General features: G+C 39.8%; 12 protein-coding genes. 3 read left to right on the forward strand and 9 right to left on the reverse strand.

What is annotated here, in order from left to right:
* Positions 1-5: 5 nt before the first annotated feature.
* The 6 genes from ACTJKN_RS14685 to ACTJKN_RS14710 form a co-directional block, all read right to left on the reverse strand.
* Positions 6-1,133, reverse strand: coding sequence for a glycoside hydrolase family 88/105 protein (locus ACTJKN_RS14685; protein ID WP_440826084.1), 1,128 nt, complete (start codon positions 1,131-1,133; stop codon positions 6-8).
* Between the two features lie 18 nt (positions 1,134-1,151).
* Positions 1,152-4,055 carry an exo-beta-1,4-galactosidase gene (locus ACTJKN_RS14690; RefSeq protein WP_440826086.1) on the reverse strand — a complete coding sequence of 968 codons (2,904 nt, stop codon included), beginning with the start codon at positions 4,053-4,055 and terminating at the stop codon, positions 1,152-1,154.
* Positions 4,056-4,150: 95 nt separating this feature from the next.
* A complete protein-coding gene (locus ACTJKN_RS14695) occupies positions 4,151-4,942 on the reverse strand; it encodes a rhamnogalacturonan acetylesterase (RefSeq protein WP_440826088.1) in 792 nt (263 codons plus the stop codon).
* Between the two features lie 127 nt (positions 4,943-5,069).
* Positions 5,070-5,834, reverse strand: a complete 765-nt coding sequence (locus ACTJKN_RS14700) for a rhamnogalacturonan acetylesterase (RefSeq protein ID WP_440826090.1) — start codon at positions 5,832-5,834, stop codon at positions 5,070-5,072.
* A gap of 36 nt (positions 5,835-5,870) precedes the next feature.
* Positions 5,871-7,721, reverse strand: coding sequence for a rhamnogalacturonan lyase (locus ACTJKN_RS14705; protein WP_440826092.1), 1,851 nt, complete (start codon positions 7,719-7,721; stop codon positions 5,871-5,873).
* Positions 7,722-7,765: 44 nt separating this feature from the next.
* Positions 7,766-10,168: a hypothetical protein gene (locus ACTJKN_RS14710; RefSeq protein ID WP_440826094.1), complete on the reverse strand. Its 2,403-nt coding sequence runs from the start codon at positions 10,166-10,168 to the stop codon at positions 7,766-7,768.
* 468 nt (positions 10,169-10,636) lie between these two features.
* On the opposite strand from ACTJKN_RS14710, the gene ACTJKN_RS14715 reads away from it, so the two are divergent.
* The 3 genes from ACTJKN_RS14715 to ACTJKN_RS14725 are packed head-to-tail and all read left to right on the forward strand — an operon-like array spanning position 10,637 to position 15,134.
* Positions 10,637-12,640 carry an alpha-L-arabinofuranosidase C-terminal domain-containing protein gene (locus ACTJKN_RS14715; RefSeq protein ID WP_440826097.1) on the forward strand — a complete coding sequence of 668 codons (2,004 nt, stop codon included), beginning with the start codon at positions 10,637-10,639 and terminating at the stop codon, positions 12,638-12,640.
* Positions 12,641-12,653: 13 nt separating this feature from the next.
* Positions 12,654-14,195, forward strand: a complete 1,542-nt coding sequence (locus tag ACTJKN_RS14720) for an alpha-N-arabinofuranosidase (protein ID WP_440826099.1) — start codon at positions 12,654-12,656, stop codon at positions 14,193-14,195.
* 3 nt (positions 14,196-14,198) lie between these two features.
* Positions 14,199-15,134 carry a glycoside hydrolase family 43 protein gene (locus ACTJKN_RS14725; protein ID WP_440826101.1) on the forward strand — a complete coding sequence of 312 codons (936 nt, stop codon included), beginning with the start codon at positions 14,199-14,201 and terminating at the stop codon, positions 15,132-15,134.
* A 325-nt stretch (positions 15,135-15,459) separates the two neighbouring features.
* Here the strand turns inward: ACTJKN_RS14725 and ACTJKN_RS14730 are convergent, their stop codons facing one another.
* Genes ACTJKN_RS14730 through ACTJKN_RS14740 form a run of 3 tightly spaced genes read right to left on the reverse strand, consistent with a single transcriptional unit; the run spans position 15,460 to position 20,019 of the window.
* The gene (locus tag ACTJKN_RS14730; RefSeq protein ID WP_440826103.1) at positions 15,460-17,805 is read right to left on the reverse strand and encodes a beta-L-arabinofuranosidase domain-containing protein; all 2,346 of its coding nucleotides are present in this window, start codon (positions 17,803-17,805) and stop codon (positions 15,460-15,462) included.
* 14 nt (positions 17,806-17,819) lie between these two features.
* The gene (locus ACTJKN_RS14735; protein ID WP_440826105.1) at positions 17,820-18,689 is read right to left on the reverse strand and encodes a sialate O-acetylesterase; all 870 of its coding nucleotides are present in this window, start codon (positions 18,687-18,689) and stop codon (positions 17,820-17,822) included.
* Position 18,690: 1 nt separating this feature from the next.
* Complete coding sequence (locus ACTJKN_RS14740; protein ID WP_440826106.1) at positions 18,691-20,019, reverse strand: rhamnogalacturonan acetylesterase; 1,329 nt, start codon at positions 20,017-20,019, stop codon at positions 18,691-18,693.
* Positions 20,020-20,801: the final 782 nt, after the last annotated feature.

Below are 20,801 nucleotides of genomic sequence, written 5' to 3' on the forward strand. Positions count from 1 at the left end.
CTTAATTATTTTTTAAGCTTGTACACCTCTGTTCCGGCCAATAAAAAGCAACCCAAACCATAATCTTCAAAATCGGGAACGCTGGTATAACTTACCGGCTGTCCGTCTTTTGGCTCTTTCCCAGTTCCTTGCATATAACCGATAAAACCATTTTTTTGAACAGCATCTTTCGTCATGGCGTTCCAGGCTTTGGTGATAATAGGCAGGTAAGTAACCTTATCTAAAATACCCTGATTTACGCCCCAGGCCATGCCATATACAAACAAAGCAGTGCCCGAAGTTTCTTTACCACCAAAATGTGTCGCATCATGCAAACTTACGTTCCAGAAACCATCAGCCCGTTGGATTGGCACCAAAGCTTTGATCATTTCGTGATAAGTTTTTAAATATTCATTGCGGTGAGCTTCATTTTCAGGGATAATTTCCAATACGCGCACCAATGCGGCTACCACCCATCCGTTGCCTCTCGACCAATAACAATCTTCGCCATTTGGTTCTTTATAAGGGGGCACAAAATCTTTATCGCGCCACCAAAGGCCATCTTTGGCATTGTACAAACCACCACCCTCAGTATTTTTAGAATGCATGTACATTTTGTACATGTAATTGTAGTAGGTGGTATCGTTGTATAATTTACCCAGTCTGGCAAAAACAGGCATCCCCATTTGGATGGCATCAATCCATGTCCAATCGTTTACCTTGCCCGATTTGATTACCAGATCGATAGAAGCTTTAATGTCTTTAATGCGTTCGGGTTGTTTATCAATCAGGTAAAGATCGATATAGGTCTGCCCACAAGCCTGGTCGTCAGCATTTTTTGTAGTAATACCATTTCTTAAGCCCCAGTTGTGTTTTTGACCCCATTGAACGGCATAATCGTAATATTCTTTTTCCGGATGGATTTTATAAAGGTTCATCAATCCTTCGTAATACACTGCCCTTGTCCAGATATTGCTTGGCCGCTCTCTGTTCGTTATGATTGATTTCCCTGCATCAGGCCATTTATTCATGAAATAAGCATTCGTTGATTTTAATACTTTTAAAACCTCTTTTTTATTGGGGATTTTCTGTGCCAAAAGCGGTTGTACAGATATACTGAATATTATTGCAGTGCTGAATATAAATTTCCTCATGGTGGTATTTCGCTTATCTTAATTGGTTTTTGGTTTTGGTTTTAACTCGTCAGGACTATCTTTCGTAAAGGTATCGAACTGAATTTTCGATGGACTTTCGAAGATATCTTTTACGGTATTAAAAGCCACTTCATATTTTGGATTAAACTGGGCAGACATCATATACTGCTGTAAACTGAAATAAAGTTGTTGTGCAGCAGGTGCGTCTTTTAAATCAGGTGAGAGGTTGGCACTCGAAACCACTAATTTCCCCTTACCTACTTTTGCTTCGAAAACCAATGCCAAGCGGCGGTTCAAAAACCAGGTATCAATTGGTTGAATAATTGGCTTAAATCCTGAAGGAAAATCTTCGAGATTCATGACCTGCGATTTGTTAACGATTTCCCACCATTGCATATCGCTGTGGTAATCGGTCGGAAAGTTGTTAAAAGCGGCGTGTTTTGGATCACACAAAATACCTAAAGTATGTGGAGGGCGCATTTTAAACCACGATGTATTCCAAAAAACAGGCAGAAAAGTTTGCACCACTTCCTTTCCTTTTACCACTTTGCCTGATGCATTGAGAAAAACACTGCCTCCCTCGGCCAAAACGGCCTGTGCTTTGTCATCTAAACTGGTACAGTAATATACGTTGCTTTTAACCTGTGGTAATTGTGCAGGGTAAACCCAGAAACTCCAATCGTTCGCGAATTCAGTTCCATCAATGGTAACCTCCAGTTTCAGTTTTGTTGCTTTTGTAATGCTATTTAGGGGAAATTTGATTTCTCCGATGGCAATACAATTGGTAACAGCTAAGGTTTTAGGATCGAAATTACCTTTTGCCACATTTGTGCCACTTTCATCTTTGAGCGTCCAGGAGAGTTTTGCATTTTCAATAGGGGCCTTTCCGAAATGTGCCACTTCTACCGCAGCTGCTAAGGTTTCGTTATTGGTAAAAACAAATTTTGAAACTTTTAGCAAAGGCACTGTACTATTAGAAAAACGTTTAAATTCTTTAGCGCTGATATAACCCTTTTCATCCCAAAAGGCATCTAAAACACCAACAAGCGCTGTTCCCTGCCCCGGGTAATCATTTAGCGATAATAACTGATAGCCGTTGTAATTCGGCGTTCGTAATGCTTTTTCGATTTCATTTTTATAACAAAGGGCTTGTAGTTTACCCGAAGCCATTAAAAAGTCATGTCCCTGATCGGCCATGTCGTGGTCTTTAAGATCTTCCTGAAACATCTCAAAATTTTTCGCACGATAAACACCTGTATATTTTTTTATTTCATCGAAATCAGGGAAAGCACAATACTGGCCCATTTCGTGTGCTACAAAAGGTACGGTAAATTGTTCAATCTGTTTGGCATAAGTAGAAGTACTTTCTGGTTTTCTTCCCCAATCTAAACCCCTGGCACCCGCACGCACCATAAACTCGTTATTTGGAATAACCGGCCAGCTACCACCAACTGATGCTCCGGTATACAATCTTCTCGAATCTTTAGCTTTCCAATAATTATTGAATTTGGTAAGGTACTCCACTTGTTTGCCACGCGGTTCATTTCCATAAGCCATCATACAAAAGGATGCATAATTGCCATAGTTTTTGGTCATGCGGTTGGTTTCGTCGTAGATAAACTGGTCAATCGGTTTTCCATCTCCGATAGATGAACCATGATTGGCCCAGCTTGGTCCTTCTGGCTGAAGATAAAAGCCGATCTGATCTGCAGCGATAAAAGCAGCTTCTGGTGGACAAAACGAGTGGAAACGCATGTGGTTTAACCCATGTGCCTTTGAAATTTTAAAAATGCGTACCCATGCAGCAACGTCCATTGATGGATAACCGGTTAACGGAAATTCGCAATTGTTAACCGTTCCGCGTAAAAAAACCGGGCGACCGTTAATTTCAAAAGTTCTGCCTACGGCTTTAAACTCACGCATGCCAAATTGTACCTTTTTCTCGTCTTTTTTGCCATCTTTCGATTGTAAAGTAGCTGTTAAACGGTACAATGCCGGATCGAACTCATCCCAGGTGGCTATTTTATCGCCCATTGGTAAATTGATTTCCAAAGCACCGTCACCATTTGTAATTTGGTAAGTTGCTGTTACAGGCTTAACCTGAAGTAAATTTTTGGTATTGAAGGTGGTAGCAGCAAGTGTAATTTTCCCGGCAGAGGATTGCTTAGCATTGGCTTTAAGCTGGATTTTAACCTTGGCTAACCTGTTCTTCAAATCGGGATAAACCTGAATGTCTTCAAAATAAACAGGCGAACCGGCAATTACCTCCATTTTGCCAACTACTCCATTCCAGTTTCCTTGAGTGTGATCGGTTAAACTATGTGAATCCTGCCCAACGTTTATCGCTTTGATGCGATTATCAATTAATAACGTGATGGTATGTTTCCCCCCTTTTAAATTTGCTGGGAGTTCGAAATTTTGCGCAACCACAAAGGTATATTGAGTTCCGATTTCGATATCATCTATCCAAACCTTTGTTTCTGAATGGGGATATTCTAAGGATAAAACCAGTCTTTTACCCTTCCAATTGGCAGGAATTTCGATATCTTTTTGATACCATGCTGCACCTGTATAATGTTTGGCAGGAGTTAACCAGAAAGGTATTTTTATATTACCTGGTTTACGGTATTTTTCTAAACGGGGATGAAAAAAGTACGAACTGTCGTAAATACTTCCGGTCCATTTTGTTTTGAGGGTAATATCATCACCCTTTAAGTTTTCGGCCATTGAGCCTGGCAGATTAACGGATTCGGGAAGAACGGTTGAATACCATTTTCCTTTTACACCTTCATCTTTAGCATCAATTTTGAAACGCCATTTGCCGGCAAGCGAAATACTTTGCGCATGTATCTGCGTGATGCTTAAGAATATAAAAGCAATGCCTAACAGCACTTTAAAAACTCGGTTAACTTGTATCTGCATAAAATTGGACGGTTTATTACCGCTGGTATTTGGTTAGGCGGTTAAAATAACACAATATTGGCAGGAAAGCATCCTGTAGTATCCTGCTCAATGGCTTATTTCAGGTAGCTATTCAGTTTATTGTTTTTTAATTTCTTTAGGCCTTCTACAACAGCAGTTGCATTTAACTTCGCCCCTGCTTCGTTGGTGTGCGTACGGTCTTTCTCGGTAAAAAATGCCTTTACCTCAGTCGCACTTAAAGCAGCATATTTATCTTTAATGATCTGATTCAGTGGAATGAAATCGACTTTTTCAGTTTTTGCAATTTCTTCTGCCCAGCTGGCATAGCTATCGTTGGCTGGAACTATAACATTATCTTTAACAGGATTGCGTGGAATCGGTGAACATACAATCGGAGTTGCGCCTTTGGCTTTTATATCGCTGATAAATTTGCGCAGGTACCAACCGTAGGTATACACCACTTCCTGTTTTTTCTTGATCGGGTTGTAAATTTCCTTGTTTTCCGTTCCGATGCCTTTTATGGTGCCGCGGGCACGGGCGGTATCGTCTAATGGGCTGCTATCGTTATGGCCAAACTGCATCATCACGAAATCGCCTTTTTTTACTTTTGCCAAAACAGCATCCCATAAACCATTTGTTTGAAAAGTACGGCTGCTGGTACCGCCAAGGGCATCATTTTCGACATTGATTTTTTCGGAATTAAATAAATCTCCGATAAAGCTTCCCCAGCCCCATAAAGAACCATCACCTTTGCCTTTTCCGTTTTTAACGGTCGAATCGCCAATGAGGAATAAAGTGGGTTTTGCCTGCTGTTTTAAGATAATGCAGGAAGAAAAAACAATAAAAACAGTTAAGAGAATGAGGGGTAGGTATTTTGTTGATTTCATGATTATTGCCCTTCGGGGGATGATTACACAGATTATTAGGTTACAACCTTCGGGATGATTACACCGATTGTTGGATTACACAGATTTATTTTGTCTTTGGTCTTTCAACTTTAGTCTTTCTCCTTTATTAAAGCAGATACTTTTTCAAATTACATTTTTTTAACTCCCTGATTCCTTCTACAACAGATGCGGCGTTAATTTTTGCGCCTTCTAAATTGGTATGGGTATGGTCCCCAGGGAAATAGAGTTTTACCTTATCTGGGCCGAGTGCATCATATTTATCAGCCGTTATTTTATTCAGGTCTACAAAATAGGCATTTTCTTCTTTGGCTACATCAGCTGCCCATTTTCCGAAATCGTTATTGGCCCGAACTACTTTACCATCTTTAAAAATATTTCTGGGTATCATCGAAAGTACAATTGGTGTGGCGCCTTTTGCTTTGGTTTCACGCACAAATTTGCGGATATACCAGCCATAGGTATGCACGGTTTCTACTTTTCCATCCGGCCAGGTTAATACTTTGGTTTCTTCACCCGTTCCTTTTAATACGCCCCTTCTACCTGCTTTTGTAGTATCAGGAGCACTTCCATCATTGTGACCGAATTGCATGGTAACGAAATCGCCCTGTTTTAATGTTTCTAAAACTTTATCCCATCTGCCCTCCGACAAAAACGTACGGGTACTTCTTCCGGCCATTGCATTGTTTTCTACATGGATTTTTGTGGTATCAAATAAAGAAGCAATCGGTGTTCCCCAGCCCCAGGTTTCTTTGTTTGAGTTGCGGACTGTAGAATCGCCAATGGTATGTAATGTGGGTTTAAGTTGAGCGATAAAGGCAAAGGAAGAAATGACGATGATCATTCCCGCCAGGATAAAGCTATATTTTTTCATTCTTGTTCTGTTAAAATTTATTTATGTTGCACATGATTATTTTTTGGATTCAACAAGTACAATGTTAGGTTTTGGTGCTTTCTTCATTCCAAAACCGAAGTAAAACCCAGTATGCGGAGGTTGGTTATAGCCATCGTTTTGCCAGGCAATGCTTAAGCGGTACTGCGGGTCGTGCATTAGCGTATAATTGCGGTACACAGTCGGTATAGTTGTGGTATAAATTCTAAGGCTTTGGTTATCATAAGACCTTAAAATCAATTCTTCGCGCCAATCGCCAAAAATATCAGCACTTAAAGCTGGTGTAGATTTGGTTCCATTGTTAGAAACAGCTCCATCTGCCGTAAAAAGCCGTCCTCCGTTGTATTTATCGATGTGGTTACCATCTAAAAGTTCCCTTGATAAATCACCATCCCAATAAATTAAAAAATTGGTTGACCGGGGCTGATTACCGATCCGATTGCCCTTCATATCAAATAATCCATTGGATCCCGACCACCACATTTGTGCGCCCAAACGGGTATTATCGATATTATCGGCCACACCTCTGCCCACATCTTCATCTTGCGACCCTTCCCATAATATTTTGCCTGTTTTGGCATCATAAACCGCAGCTCCTGGGCCTTTTGTACCTTCTTCTATTTCGTGTACACCAAAAACCTCCAACCCAGGGTGCTCCGGATCAAGGTCTGAAACATGAATGGCATCACCATGCCTTAAGCCCGTAGTGTACAATCCCTTTCCATTATCATCTACACACATCGAACCGTAAATAATTTCATCTTTTCCATCGCCATCTACATCTGCAACCGTAAGATTGTGGTTTCCCTGCCCAGAAAAAGGATTTTTAGCGTCTTTGGTATCAAATACCCATCGCGATGTTAGTTTGCCATTACGCCAGTCCCAGGCTGCTAAAACCGTTCTGCCGTAATAGCCTCTGCACATCACCACACTTGGATGAACACCATCTAAATAGGCCACACAGGCATTAAACCGATCTACACGGTTACCCGTATTATCGTTTTTACCGTTCCCACCTCTACCACCCCAGGCCCCCACATTGCCACGGGCAGGAATATAATCTGTTGTGGCTAATGCCGCTCCGGTTTTACCGCTAAATACGGTTAAAAATTCAGGGCCATCCAATATTTTACCGTTCGGGTTGCGCCAATCTTTAGCCACATCGCCAATTACTTTTCCTTTGCCATCTACCGTTCCATCGGCAGTTTTACATACCATTTCTGCAATGCCATCACCATCCAGATCATATACCATAAATTGGGTGTAATGAGCCCCTTCACGGATGTTTTTCCCTAAATTAATCTCCCACAAAAAAGTTCCATCTAATTTATAGGCTTGAAAAATCGGCGGATCGGTAATACCGTTTGATGAATTATCCCTACTCCGGCCAGTTTGATGCAACACAATTTCATATTCGCCATCTCCATCTAAATCGCCAACCGAAGCATCGTTAGGCGAATAACCTGCTGGTGTTTTTAATGGAATGGTTAAATATTGCTGAATAGGTGGCTTGGCTGCTAACGTAAAAGATTTACTGGCTTCCAATTCACTGCCTTTTAAAATGGGTTTTACAAAATAGCTGTTCGGAAGATCGAATTTAACCCCAGCATCTACAAAATTAGTGCTCTTGGTAATGGGATCGTGATTGAGTTTTACGGCTTCATTATTTCCGCTTTTGCGGTATAGGTTAAAAGCAATGTCATCGGCATCGGTACCCAACATCCGCCAGCCTACATAAACAGAATCGCTATTCTGCCGTACGGCAATTACACCACGGCCCAATTTTTCCATTTGGCGTTGAGCGAAAAGCTGTGTAGCAAAGAAAAAGCTGATCATAAAGCAGAAAACTGTAATGGTTTTGATCATCATGACTTATATACGAGCTTAATTAAAAAATATAATCGATTCATGGGTTATTGAACTTTATAGCCTGTTTTTGCCGCTACAGCCACTCCTTTATTGGTAATTCCATCGGCTTTGATCAAAATATCGGCTTTGTTATCTCCATTAAAATAAGTGATCGTTGCTTCACCGTTTTCGTTGGTTTTTACAGCTGGTGCCCAGAAAACGGTGGTACGTAAATCTTTATTTGGTGTTGCCGGACTGCTGTAATTTGGCGAATAAAAAGTTCTTGCAGTATAATAACCATTTAAATTGAGGTTTAGCAAGTCTAAATTTGGTCCGCGCAAAGCCTCATCCTTTAAATTAAGGCTGATGAGGTACACATCTTTTCCGGTACTGTTTAACAAATGCTGAATTCTAACCTGGTTAATCTGATCCATGGTTAAACTGTAGTAATCCAAGCGCTCTGTAAAGAGTTCTTCTCTGTTGTTTACTTTAATCACCGGCCTAACTTTTTTTCCGTTGGCAATAAAGGTGACTCCTTCATTTCCCAGCGTGTCGTTATCTTCTGCCGGATAACTTCCTTTAGCCTTTGTTAGCAGAAAATGCTCCAATCCCTTGTAAGAATAATCGGCTGCTGTAATGTTGAAAACTTCCTCGGGATACCCAAATGAGGTAAGCACATCCTGAAATAGTACCACTTTGTTATTTTGAGCAGCTTTAATTTCAATATCGTTTAAACTGATCGAATCGCCAAACTTGTAAGTGCGGTTATAATCCATGCGTTTACCGATTTCTACGTTCAATGTGTTCGAAATTCCAGATGAGATCGTTTTTAACGGTGCCAAATTTAAAGGTTTGATCAGCGTATCGATCTGCAACCAACCACCCTTTTTCCCTTTATCATCTTTTGATGAAATTTTTACCTGCTGATTGCCATACCAACTCAACCCATCCAGAAAATAACGTCCGCTCTGATCGGTTTTTGTAGTATAGATTTTATTGCCTGTAAAGTTGGTGCCAAACAGGGTAATATTCATATTCGGAATGGGTTTATCGGCCAGTTTCTCTCTTACCATTCCTTTAATTGTGATGCCAGGTTCAGGCAAATAACTTATTTTAATAGCGGAGTCGGCCAGTTTTCTCCAGATATAATCTCTCCATCCCTGGGTTAGCAACAATAGGTCGAGCTGTTTTAAACGAGATGGATTTTTAGCATCAAAATATTGCGCAGCGTTTTTAATATCTCCTTTTACCTCCGATTGCAGCATCAAATAGGATACGATATCATTTCCATCATCTGGAATAAGGCCATCAACAGCAGCTAAGGAAAATGCCGTTTTAGCTGGCTGACCAAGAAAATTGGTCGCTTTTACCTTAATAAGCACTTTCTCTCTTGGTTTATAAACAGCTTTGTTTGGGCTTATTGAGAAATTGACCTTATTTTCGTCTTGTATAAAAATAAGCCGTTCACAATTAGGCCTGTTCTGGTCGTCGAGCAGGGTTATGCTTGCAATGCCATTCGGAAAACCTTTTGTTGGGATAGATACCGATACTACGGCTTTACTTAATTTGATCGATCCGGAATAAATATTATCGCCTGCATGTTTAATTATAAGCGAAATGCTTTTATCCTTCAACTCGCCGAACATTAACCCGTTGGCACTAATATTTGCTTTGATATTTAAAGAATCGGCAGTAATATGTAATGAGAGGCCTTTTTTAAGGCTTACGGGCATTTCCGACGAAAATTTTTCTTTGCCATAAAATCCCTCAACTTTATATTTCTCATCCGTTTTGGGTGTAAAAGCAAAAATGCCCATGCCCGCATCGGTACTTTGAAAAGTAGTTACAGTATCTCCTTTTGATGAGATTACACTTCCGGTGGCTTTAATCCCATTTCCAATATCATCATTGGTTTTAAAGGCTACAATACTGGTTAATCCTTCAACCAGCGAACCTCCCTCAGGGAAAAAGGCAATCGATTTTTTCGAATTGGAAACATCTGTTTTTTTGGCCGGATTTCGGGTAAAATAAGAAGCGTTTTCAATAATGTTATTGCTAATGTGGATCCGTTTTTGAAAAACAAAATCATCGCCAAAGTTTCGCATCCAATTGGTGTAAGCCCTAATGGCGTACCAACCAGAAGGAATAGAATCTTTCAGTTTAAAATCCCCCTTTCCCAGACCACCATCCAACCTGATCATTTTCCGGTCTAAAACTTCCGATTTTGGCGAAAGCAGCTCCACATATAAATTATTGCTGGTAGCAGTTAAACTGCTACTTTTTCCATTTACCAAATAGGCGCCAAACCATATATCTTCGCCAGTGCTGTAATAACTTCGGTCTACCTGTAGGTATGATTTCTCAAAAAAGAGTCTAACTGATTGTTTATCTGTAGCTTTTTGTTGCGCAAAACCACAAAGTGTTGCTGCACTTAAAAAGCCAAGCAAAGTATATTTTTTAAGATTCATAGTTCTTTTATCAAGCATGTGAACCAGCTATTTTGCACATAAAAGCCCCACTAAATAAAATAGTCAATATTTGAATATTGAAAAAACGAAGGCTCATCATGTGTTTATTGGTTAGCGGATCATAACAGCCGCTGGGTAGCAGCCATTAAATGATTTATGTCGAATGTAAATAGTATATCGTTAAGGCGCATCCTGTAGTATCCTGCTTTTTGACGATGACAATATGTTATAAGAAAGATTTTAGAGGTTTTTGCTCAATAAATTTTAAACATCATGTAAAAAGTTACTTTACTAAACCCTTTTACTACCTCAATCCATATTTGAGATGCTTGCGTCATTTTCACCAATGCTAAGATTGTAGAATTTATCAACAAAATCGTAGATGGATAAAAAAATAAATGTTTAGATAACGTTTATCATTTTAAATATTTTACTTTTACCATTAGGATCTTCCAAATATTAAACCGTATGAAATTAAATTACCCTGTAAAAAGTGTGTTTTCGGCATGCCTGGCGTATGCAACAGTTGGAATCGGATACATTTCCGAAGTACAGGCACAAACTGCAAAAGTAATCAAAGTTAAAACAGACCATTCCATTGCCAAGGTACAGCCTAACATGTGGGGCGTTTTTTTTGAAGACATCAACTTTGGCGCTGATGGCGGCATTTATGCCGAACTGATCAAAAACCGCTCTTTCGAATTTGCAAAACCGCTGATGGGCTGGACTTTCCAAACCAAAAAACCACAGGAAGGCGAGATATTGGTAGTAAACCGGAAAGAGGTGAACACCGCCAATCCACGATATTTACAGGTAAAAAAACAAACAGACGATTTTGAGCTCGTAAATGAAGGTTTTAAAGGCATCGGCGTAAAAAAAGGCCTCCGTTACGATTTTTCTGTGATGTACCGTCAATCAACCCCGGGGGTTAAACTTGTACTCCTGTTAAAGGATGCGAACAATAAAGTTATCGGACAGGGAAGTTTAATACCCGACCAAACGGGTGGCGACTGGAAAAAGCAGTCGGCAAGTTTTACCGCTACCGAAACCGACCCGAAAGCAAAATTTGCCATTGGGTTCCAGGGAAAAGGAAATATCGATCTCGATATGATTTCCTTATTTCCCAGCGACACCTGGAAAAACCGTCCGCAGGGATTAAGGGCGGATATGGTACAGTTGCTGGCTGATATGAAACCGGGTTTTATCCGTTTTCCGGGTGGCTGTATTGTAGAAGGGACCGATCTGGCCAACCGTTATCAATGGAAGAAAACCATTGGCCCGATTGAAAACAGACAGCTGTTGATGAACCGTTGGAATACGGAATTTGCCCACCGCCCGGCACCTGATTATTACCAGAGTTTTGGTTTGGGATTTTTCGAATATTTCCAACTGGCAGAAGATATCGGCTCTGATGCACTTCCGATATTAAATTGCGGCATGGCCTGTCAGTTTAACTCTGCAGAAGTAGCCTCACTTGACGAACTCGATCCCTATGTTCAGGATGCTTTAGACCTGATCGAATTTGCCAATGGTGATGTAACCACCAAATGGGGAAAAATGAGGGCAGATCTGGGTCATCCAAAACCTTTCAACTTAAAAATGATGGGGGTTGGAAACGAAAACTGGGGGCCACAATACCTGGAAAGGCTAGCGATTTTCACTAAAGCCATAAAAGCCAAGTATCCCGATTTTAAACTGATCAACAGCTCGGGAACCGATCCCGAAGGCGACCGCTTTAATTTGTTGAATACTACTCTAAGAAGCAATAATGCCGATTTTATCGATGAACACTATTACCGCCCGGCCGATTGGTTTTTGAAAAATGCCGGCCGTTACGATAACTACCCAAGAAACGGAACAAAAATTTTTGTTGGCGAATACGCCGTTCATGCGGATAAAAATTTTGTTGGCAGCAGCAGAAACAACTGGCAAAGTGCTTTAGCTTCTGCTTCGTTGATGACAGGCTTGGAACGCAATGCCGATGTGGTACAAATGGCTTCATATGCACCACTTTTCGCCCATATCGATGCCTGGCAATGGGCACCCGACATGATCTGGGTAGATAACCTAAAATCGTACGGTACGCCCGATTATTATGTTCAGAAACAGTTTTCTACAAATAAAGGAACAGATGTAGTTTCGGTTACGCTAGATGATAAAAACATTATCGGCCAGGACGGACTTTACGCTTCTGCGGTAACCGATCAGACAAAAAAAGAACTGATCATTAAAATTGCCAACAACTCCGATCAGGCACAAAACATAGATTTCGACCTGGAGGGAAAAATGAAACTAAAAAATAAGGCCACCAACGAGGAAATAGCCAGCAGTAACCTAAATCAACTCAACTCTTTCGAAAATCCTGAAGCGGTTAGCCCACAAAAAAATACTATAAACCTAAAAGGCAAGAAACTCAACATCACTTTAAAACCTTATTCTTTTAACGTTATCAAAATTCCATTTAACCAATAGATTTAACGAGATCATGATGAAAAAACTTATCTTATCTGCGGCTGTATTCTGCAGTTCTATTTTAGCGCACGCACAAAGCGAAACCCAGTTAACCATTAAACCTGCTGGCGATCAGATAGTAAGCAAGCACATTTACGGTCATTTTTCCGAGCATTTGGGCCGCTGTATTTATGATGGTTTTTGGGTGGATGAAAATTCGACTATTCCCAATAAAGGAAGAATCCGTTTAGATATTGTAGATGCTTTAAAAAAGATAAAAGTTCCAAATCTGCGTTGGCCAGGCGGCTGTTTCGCCGATGAATACCACTGGAGAGATGGTATAGGGCCGAGAAATCAACGTCCGAAAATGGTAAATACCAACTGGGGCGGCGTAACTGAAGACAATAGTTTTGGTACACACGAATTTCTAGACCTCTGTCAGATGCTCGATTGTGAACCATACATTGCAGGTAATGTAGGCAGTGGAACCGTTGAAGAAATGGCCAAATGGGTAGAATACCTGAATTTTGATGGTGTAAGCCCGATGACGGCCATCCGCAGCCAAAATGGTAGAGAAAAACCGTGGAAAGTTTCTTTCTGGGGTGTGGGTAACGAAAGCTGGGGTTGCGGAGGAAACATGACGCCTGCTTATTATTCTGATTTATACCGCAGGTACGCCACTTATGCACGTAACTATCCGGGCGCTCCGTTAAAAAGAATTGCCAGCGGTGCAAATTCTGACGATTACAACTGGACAGAAACCTGCATGAAAAACATCGGCGACCAGATGTGGGGATTAACTTTACACTATTACACCATCCCAACAGGAAACTGGGGCAAAAAAGGATCGGCTACCAAATTTGATGAGGCACAATACTTTTCGACCATGAAAAACTGTTTAAAAATGGAAGAACTGGTAACCAAACACTCAGCAATAATGGATAAATATGATCCAAAAAAGAAAGTGGCTTTAGTGGTTGACGAATGGGGAATCTGGACGGATGTAGAACCTGGAACAAACCCAGGTTTCTTGTATCAACAGAACAGTTTACGTGATGCTTTAATTGCTGGCACAACTTTGAATATCTTTAATAATCACTCCGATCGTGTTAAAGTAGCCAACCTGGCACAAACAATTAATGTTTTACAGGCCTTAATTTTAACCGAAAAGGATAAAATGATCCTAACCCCTACTTATCATGTTTTTGATCTGTACAAAGTGCATCAGGATGCCAAATATCTACCGATTGCATTTACCAGTCCTGATTATACTGTAGGCGATCAAAAAATTCCGGCTTTAAATGTTTCTGCCTCTCAGGATGCAAGTGGTGTAATCCATATCTCATTGGTAAATTTAGACCCAAACAAAAAAATTGCCTTAAGCACCGTTTTAGATGGGTTAAAATGGAACTCGGTTACGGGACAGATTTTAACCTCAGCCAAACTTACCGATGTAAATACGTTTAGCGATTCGAACAAAGTACACAATGCTAAATTTACCGGTGCAAAAAAATCAGGAAATTCGCTTAAAGTTGAATTGCCTGCGCAATCAGTTGTGGTACTCGAATTAAAATAAATAATGAAAAAACTCATATACCTTTCTATAATCTTACTATCGGCTTTTTTTAATGCCCAGGCACAGTCGAAAAAGGAAGTTTATCTCTTTGCTTATTTTAAAGGTAATGGGGAAGACGGGTTGCACCTGGCCTATAGTAACGATGCATACAAGTGGACGGCGCTTAAAAATGATCAATCGTTCCTTACGCCTACGGTAAGCAAAGATAAATTGATGAGAGATCCTTGTATTATCCGGGGAGCTAATGGCTTATTTCACATGGTCTGGACAGTTAGCTGGAAAGATAGAGGTATCGGTTATGCCAGTTCGAAAGACCTGATTAACTGGAGCGAGCAGCAGTTTTTGCCGGTAATGGCTAAAGAAGATGGTGCGAGAAATACCTGGGCACCTGAAATTACTTACGATAGCCGCACCAAAACTTATATGATTTATTGGGCTACAACGATTACGGGTAAGTTTAATGAAACGGCCTCAACAGAAGAAAGCGGCTACAATCACCGTATGTATTACGTTACCACCAAAGATTTCAAAACCTATTCGGAAACCAAACTGCTTTACGATCCGGGTTTTAATGTGATTGATGCCACTATTGTAAAAAACAGGAAACAGTTTATCATGTTTTTAAAAGACGAGACCCGCGAGCCTGCTCAAAAGAATATCAAAATGGCTTATGCCGATCAATTGATTGGTCCTTACAGCAAGGCGGGAAATCCAATTACGGGAAATTATTGGGCAGAAGGACCAACAACTTTAAAAATCAACAATAATTGGATGGTGTATTTTGATAAGTATCGCGACCATAAATATGGCGCAATCCAATCTGCAGATTTAAAAAACTGGACCGATGTTTCAGAAAAAATCTCCTTACCAAAAGGTTTAAGGCACGGAACCATATTAACAATTAAGGAAAAAGAACTGGAAACCTTATTAAAGCAATAAGGGTTTTAAGAAAGCGAAGTAATACCTGATTCTCCGTGGTCTGTGTCCGCACAGACCACTTCTACGTATCGTCCTGCTGAATTTAGCATCTATAATACTTGATATAAAACTTTCTCAAATAAGATCCTGAAATAAGTTCAGGAGGACGATCGCCTTTAGATCCTTCGTCATTTCGACCGCAGTGGAGAAATCTATATAAATAAATCCAATCCACGTGAATGCTTGGTATAAACGCTTCAAATAGATCCTGAAACAAGTTCAGGATGACGATCGCATTGGGTAGTCGCCGTGGTCTGTGTCCTCACAGACCACATCAGCATAAAGTCTATCTCACCAACCTCACCTCATATATATTTGCAATAGCTGATCCCTGATCGGCAACAAATTTCACTTCTAAATCTGTTTTTAACAGCGCTTTTGGGATTTGATATTCCTGGGTATAAAAAGTATCACCTTTGCTTCCATCCAGCTTTACTTTTTCAATTACAACACCATTAATCAAAATAGAAAAGTTTTTATTCTTTTCTTTTCCGTAATAAGTTAAGCTCAGCTTATTTGCCGATAAATCTTTGTTTTTAAGCATATAAATAAACCATGCCTTTCCATTTCTAAAATGCCTTTCCTGATAAGTTCCGTTATCGGTTTGCTCGCCCCTAAAATTGTGATCCGATTCTGGCTGCTGTTCTCCAGTGTTGATCAGATCGACGGTTCGCTGTTCCGTTTTCATTTTTTCTTCTTCTGCCAGCTTAATCGCCTTTGCACGCGCTGGCAATGCCTCGGCGCTGCTGTAAGGGAAATAAACCACATACCGCTTTTCGGCCAGGGTGTAAAAAGGAACCAATTTTAAAGATTTGTATTTTGGCTGATAGATCGCATTTTGGGCACTGAAGGTTAAACTGTTTTTATCAACCAAAGTAATTTCATTTGCTAAGGTATTTTTTGCTCCTGTAACGAGCGGAGCATCGCTGATCGGGAATAATGGTCCTGAAGCAATATGCCCCATCCTACTGCCATCAGCTAATAAATTAGGTTGATTTAATGTATCCATTGCCGCAGCGAGCACAATCGGGCCACGAAGAAAGGCCACCCAATCAGAACCGTCGGGCATAAACTCAGTGGTGGTGTGCATTGGCAATGAAATGTTAATCACATCGCCGGTAGCCCAAACACGATCGATACTGGCATACCCGTTTTCATTACTTTTAGTGGTTACTTTTTTTCCATTCACCAAAACAGTCATTTTTCCTGGCTCTATCCAAGATGGCCGACGGAAATGTAAAACAAAACGCTGCTTGTTCTTTAACTGAAGTTTGATTGTTGTATTTTCTGCATCTGGAAAAAGTGTTTGTTGTGTAAGCTGAATACCTTTTTCCTTCCAGTTTAAGGTAGAGGGAATGAAAAGATTTACATACACATCATTCTTGCCATGAGCATAAATCAACTCGCCATATTTACCATGGTTTTCCAATCCCGAGCCTACACAGCACCAGAAACTCTCCTGCGGACTCGAATAAGTACGGTAATGCCCAGGCCGCATCGGTGTAAAATATACAAAACCACCTTCTGTCCGTTGCGAAGAGAGGATATGATTATAAAGCGTACGTTCGTAATAATCGAGATAAGTGTTAGAAGGCTCGGCCAAAAACAGCTGTTTGGTGAGCTTTAGCATATTGTAGGAATTGCAGGTTTCTGGTCCTTCCCGCGATTCAGTCATAGAAGAAAAGTTATTCGCTGGATGAAAGTGCTCTCTAACACTATTTCCACCAATAGCCACCGTTCTATGTTCAACTACTGTTTTCCAAAAGAAAGCGGCGGCATTTGCCCATGAAGGGTCTTTATCCAACAAGGCGATCTGCTCAAAACCGATTACCTTAGGAATCTGTGTATTTGCGTGCAGGCCATTCAGGGAATCAGTATTTTTCAGTAATGGTTTTAGGATAGATTGATCCGAAAACCGTTTTGCCAGTTGAAGGTACTTTTGATTACCCGTTATCGCATAAACATGCGCGAAAGTTTCATTCAACCCGCCATGTTCGCTTTTTAGAAGTTCTTGTACTTGCTGATCGGATAAATTCGAGACCAGATCTACACACCAATCGGTGAGTTTTAGGAGCATCTGCTTTGCTTTTACATTACCTGCAACCGCATAGGCATCATAAAGCCCTGCATAAATTTTGTGAATATTGTACAAAGGAACCCATTTTCCATTCAGCGAAAAACTCGACGACTTGATGTTGCCTGCTTTGATCTCCTTCCAGATTTCTTTTCCACCTGGAATACCTGCCAAATAACCATCACCATTTTTTTCCTGACATTTATCCAGTTCAGCAATCATGTATTCCATTCGGCCTTTAACTTTAGCATCACCAGTTGAGGCATACATTAAAGCCAGAGCAGACAAATAATGTCCGCCGATATGCCCATCTAAACCTGTATTTTCCCAGTTTCCGTAAGATGCTGCTTTAGGTTTTAATCCTGCCTCCCTTACGTAAGGAGCCAAAAGCCTGTCCGCATTTAACGAAAGCATGTATTTTTTATCGGTTTCCTGAGCCTGCTTAAACGGCCCTTCGAGCAAACCTACTTCCGTTAAATTAAATGGCTGCAACCTCGCCTGCCCGAAAGTAGTTCCATACAGAGCAGTAAACAATACAGCGGTAATTATTTTTTTCATTGTTAAATGATAGTCTATTTTAAATGTTTATTTATCTCTTCGGCCATTTTTAATCCCAGTTCCCAGGTCCCCTTGGTACCAAAATGGATATGATCTTTTGGATAAGGCGTATTTTTATCATTCGCCCTTTGGCTGAGATCATCAGTGAATACAACATAAGCATTGCGGACAGATAATGATGTTTTAGCACTTGATGCCACTTCACGCTGTCCGTTTCGAACTTCATCTATTGCTATACTCTTATTGGGTGGCGGGTAAACATACCCGTAAACAAACAGCATGTTGGCTGTTTTCAAATCCTGCCTGACGCGAATAATGAATTGCTTCAAGTTTTTACCGTAACTCTTGCTTATTTCCTCTCCTTTATCAGCATCGGATTCGCCCTGCTGCCACAACATGCCCTTAATCACAGGTTGATAACCACGTTTGACTAAACTATCCAACCCAGATTTAACCGTACTCATAAATATCTTATATTGTAAACCTTGGTTTATGGTATCCTTTTGGTCCTTCCCTGGATTCCATTGTTTATAAAGATTAGTACCACTATGTGCATGTTTTATAACGGCTATATGAGCTTTTGGACGAAGATTTTGCAATTGTGATCCAAAACCCAGTTCAGGGCCAAAACGGTCGGGCGATTCTGATGAAGCATGTAATGGAAACCATTGATCAGGTAAAAAACTACTATTAAGATGAGGTTTTCCTGAATGATAAATCCAAACCCTGTGATCAACCTTCATCGAATCATCCATATTGGACAAGTATCCTTGACCAGTTGCATTCGACTGTCCGCCAATTAGATAAACTTCAATTACAGGCTTTTTTTGTCCGAAACAAGAAAAGCCAATAAAAGTTAATATTAAAATTAAGTTACCTCTCATTTTAATTCCCATCTGGTTTAACCACACTGCTTTTAGGGCTCTCTGGCCAGTGCCAATCTGCAGGATTATCTGGTTTTGCCGGATCAAATTTAGGCAGATCATCAACCAGATATTTAGCAATGTCCAATTGCTGTTCTTTAATCCCTAAGATGATGCATTGTGCAATTTCATAAGCCCCATAAGGATTAAAGTGTGTGTTATCGGCCAATGCCTTATCCTGACCCGGATAACTGTTGGCAGGATAATGAACAAAGGCTTTTTTCGATGGCTCTTCGCCTAATGCATTAAACAAGGTCGATGTCATGGCATTCAGATCAATCAAAGCAACTTTTTCTTCGGCAGCAACCTTACGTGCAGCATCAGGAAAATCGCCAAGAGAGTTTACAATTTTTCCATCCGGGCCAAAAGACCTTCTACTGGTTGAGGTAACCACAACGGGGATTCCTCCTTTTTTCTTCACTTCCGAAATGAATGTTTTTAACCTTTCGGTATACGATTTATAAGCGCCATCGTTAGGTCCTTTATCTTTTTGATCATTATGTCCAAATTCAATAAAAAGGTAATCGCTAGGTTTCATCACACTTAAAACCTTCGCTAATCTTTTACTCCCTAAAAACGAACCCAGCGTTAAGCCAGATTCTGCATGATTGGCAATCGCAATACCAGGTTTAAAAAAACGGGGAATCATTTGCCCCCACGATGCCCAAGGTTCATCATCCTGGTTCACTACAGTCGAGTTCCCTGCTAAGAAAACAGTAACCTGATTCTCAACCTTCGTAATTTCGAGTGCCTGTAGTGCAGTTTGATGGTCGAATTCCAAAGTCAGTTTATCATCCCAATCGAGTTTGGTAAGTTCGCGTGGTTTTAATGAAACAAGTTGCCCACCGGCAATATGTTTATCTTTAATATTTACGATAAAAGTTTTAGTTAGCGATTGCCCAGCTGTGGTTTTCACATTTTCGAGCATCAATCTTCTCGATTCTGCTTTTACTGTACTTAATGCGGGGCCTTTCGGATCACCAAGCGTGACAGTTATTTTGTAATTACCTTCAGGAACGGCTACAGAAAAATAAAAAGGTTTATCACTTTTCACCAGATCCGAAGTTAAATAATTCTTCGCACCATAATCTACGCCCACAACTTTCGAATCAAAATCGAAACCATAACCTTTTTCTTTACTGTAAACATCAGTTGGCAAAACTGGTGTATAACCTTTAGCAACCTTTCCGGTACCAAAATCAAATTTGTAATTGGTTTTTTCCTGGGCCTGGGATAGATTGACAATTAAACCGAGAAAAATGAATGGCTTAATAAACTTTTGAATGCTCATATACTTAAGGTTTGACGTAGGATCTGTTTGATGACTAAATCCATCATGATCACTTTCCTAAAATCTGGTTAAATAAACGTCTACTTGACATTTATAAACGAATATATAAAAACAATTCCCAATTAAAACGAGAATGAACAGCGTATTTAAAATTTAAGCATTTTTTTAATGAAAGTACATTGTCAGCAAATTCAGAAAACAACAAACACTCAATTTTAAATACTAATTAATACTACAAAAATAAACCATTTACAATGCCACATAAATTTCTTCAGTTTTTAATTAAAAATTAATAAGCCTGAGAAATATATAGCAGCAAAGGCAAAAACTCCTGTTTATAAACTTAAATCAACAAAAATTCAATAATTTTCGGTTTAAAAAACATAAAAATCAAACACAAAACGTATAAAATCAGTCAATTACAAAAATAAATCCGTAAATTAACCCATTATTAATACTAACTCAATATGGATAGTCTTTTTTTGTATTTAAAATTTATACACAACATATAAAGAACCATAATTGAAAATATTAATTAGAATTTTGTTCATAAAATTCATTTTTAATGAAAAAAAAGGTTGCTTTTTAAACACCTGTTCAGTTCATTCATTTATAAATTTTTAAAACAATTTGACTTAATCAAGTCGTATATTAGTCTAATTAATCATACACATTAATTGTAGCCCTAAAAAGCTGTGTTATTGCGTATACAGGCAGGCATAAAGAACCATTATGTTTCGCTTTTAGTCATCCATCAAACAGAAGAAGTAGAAAAATCTAAA

Source organism: Pedobacter sp. 22163 (assembly GCF_052045595.1).
Classification (GTDB): domain Bacteria; phylum Bacteroidota; class Bacteroidia; order Sphingobacteriales; family Sphingobacteriaceae; genus Pedobacter.

Excerpts from the sequence above, each read along its gene's own strand:
- ACTJKN_RS14715 (WP_440826097.1), top strand. The coding sequence starts at position 10,637 with ATGAAATTAAATTACCCTGTAAAAAGTGTGTTTTCGGCATGCCTGGCG.
- ACTJKN_RS14710 (WP_440826094.1), bottom strand. The coding sequence starts at position 10,168 with ATGAATCTTAAAAAATATACTTTGCTTGGCTTTTTAAGTGCAGCAACA.
- ACTJKN_RS14735 (WP_440826105.1), bottom strand. The coding sequence starts at position 18,689 with ATGAGAGGTAACTTAATTTTAATATTAACTTTTATTGGCTTTTCTTGT.
- ACTJKN_RS14700 (WP_440826090.1), bottom strand. The coding sequence starts at position 5,834 with ATGAAAAAATATAGCTTTATCCTGGCGGGAATGATCATCGTCATTTCT.
- ACTJKN_RS14730 (WP_440826103.1), bottom strand. The coding sequence starts at position 17,805 with ATGAAAAAAATAATTACCGCTGTATTGTTTACTGCTCTGTATGGAACT.
- ACTJKN_RS14695 (WP_440826088.1), bottom strand. The coding sequence starts at position 4,942 with ATGAAATCAACAAAATACCTACCCCTCATTCTCTTAACTGTTTTTATT.
- ACTJKN_RS14740 (WP_440826106.1), bottom strand. The coding sequence starts at position 20,019 with ATGAGCATTCAAAAGTTTATTAAGCCATTCATTTTTCTCGGTTTAATT.
- ACTJKN_RS14705 (WP_440826092.1), bottom strand. The coding sequence starts at position 7,721 with ATGATGATCAAAACCATTACAGTTTTCTGCTTTATGATCAGCTTTTTC.
- ACTJKN_RS14685 (WP_440826084.1), bottom strand. The coding sequence starts at position 1,133 with ATGAGGAAATTTATATTCAGCACTGCAATAATATTCAGTATATCTGTA.
- ACTJKN_RS14725 (WP_440826101.1), top strand. The coding sequence starts at position 14,199 with ATGAAAAAACTCATATACCTTTCTATAATCTTACTATCGGCTTTTTTT.
- ACTJKN_RS14720 (WP_440826099.1), top strand. The coding sequence starts at position 12,654 with ATGATGAAAAAACTTATCTTATCTGCGGCTGTATTCTGCAGTTCTATT.
- ACTJKN_RS14690 (WP_440826086.1), bottom strand. The coding sequence starts at position 4,055 with ATGCAGATACAAGTTAACCGAGTTTTTAAAGTGCTGTTAGGCATTGCT.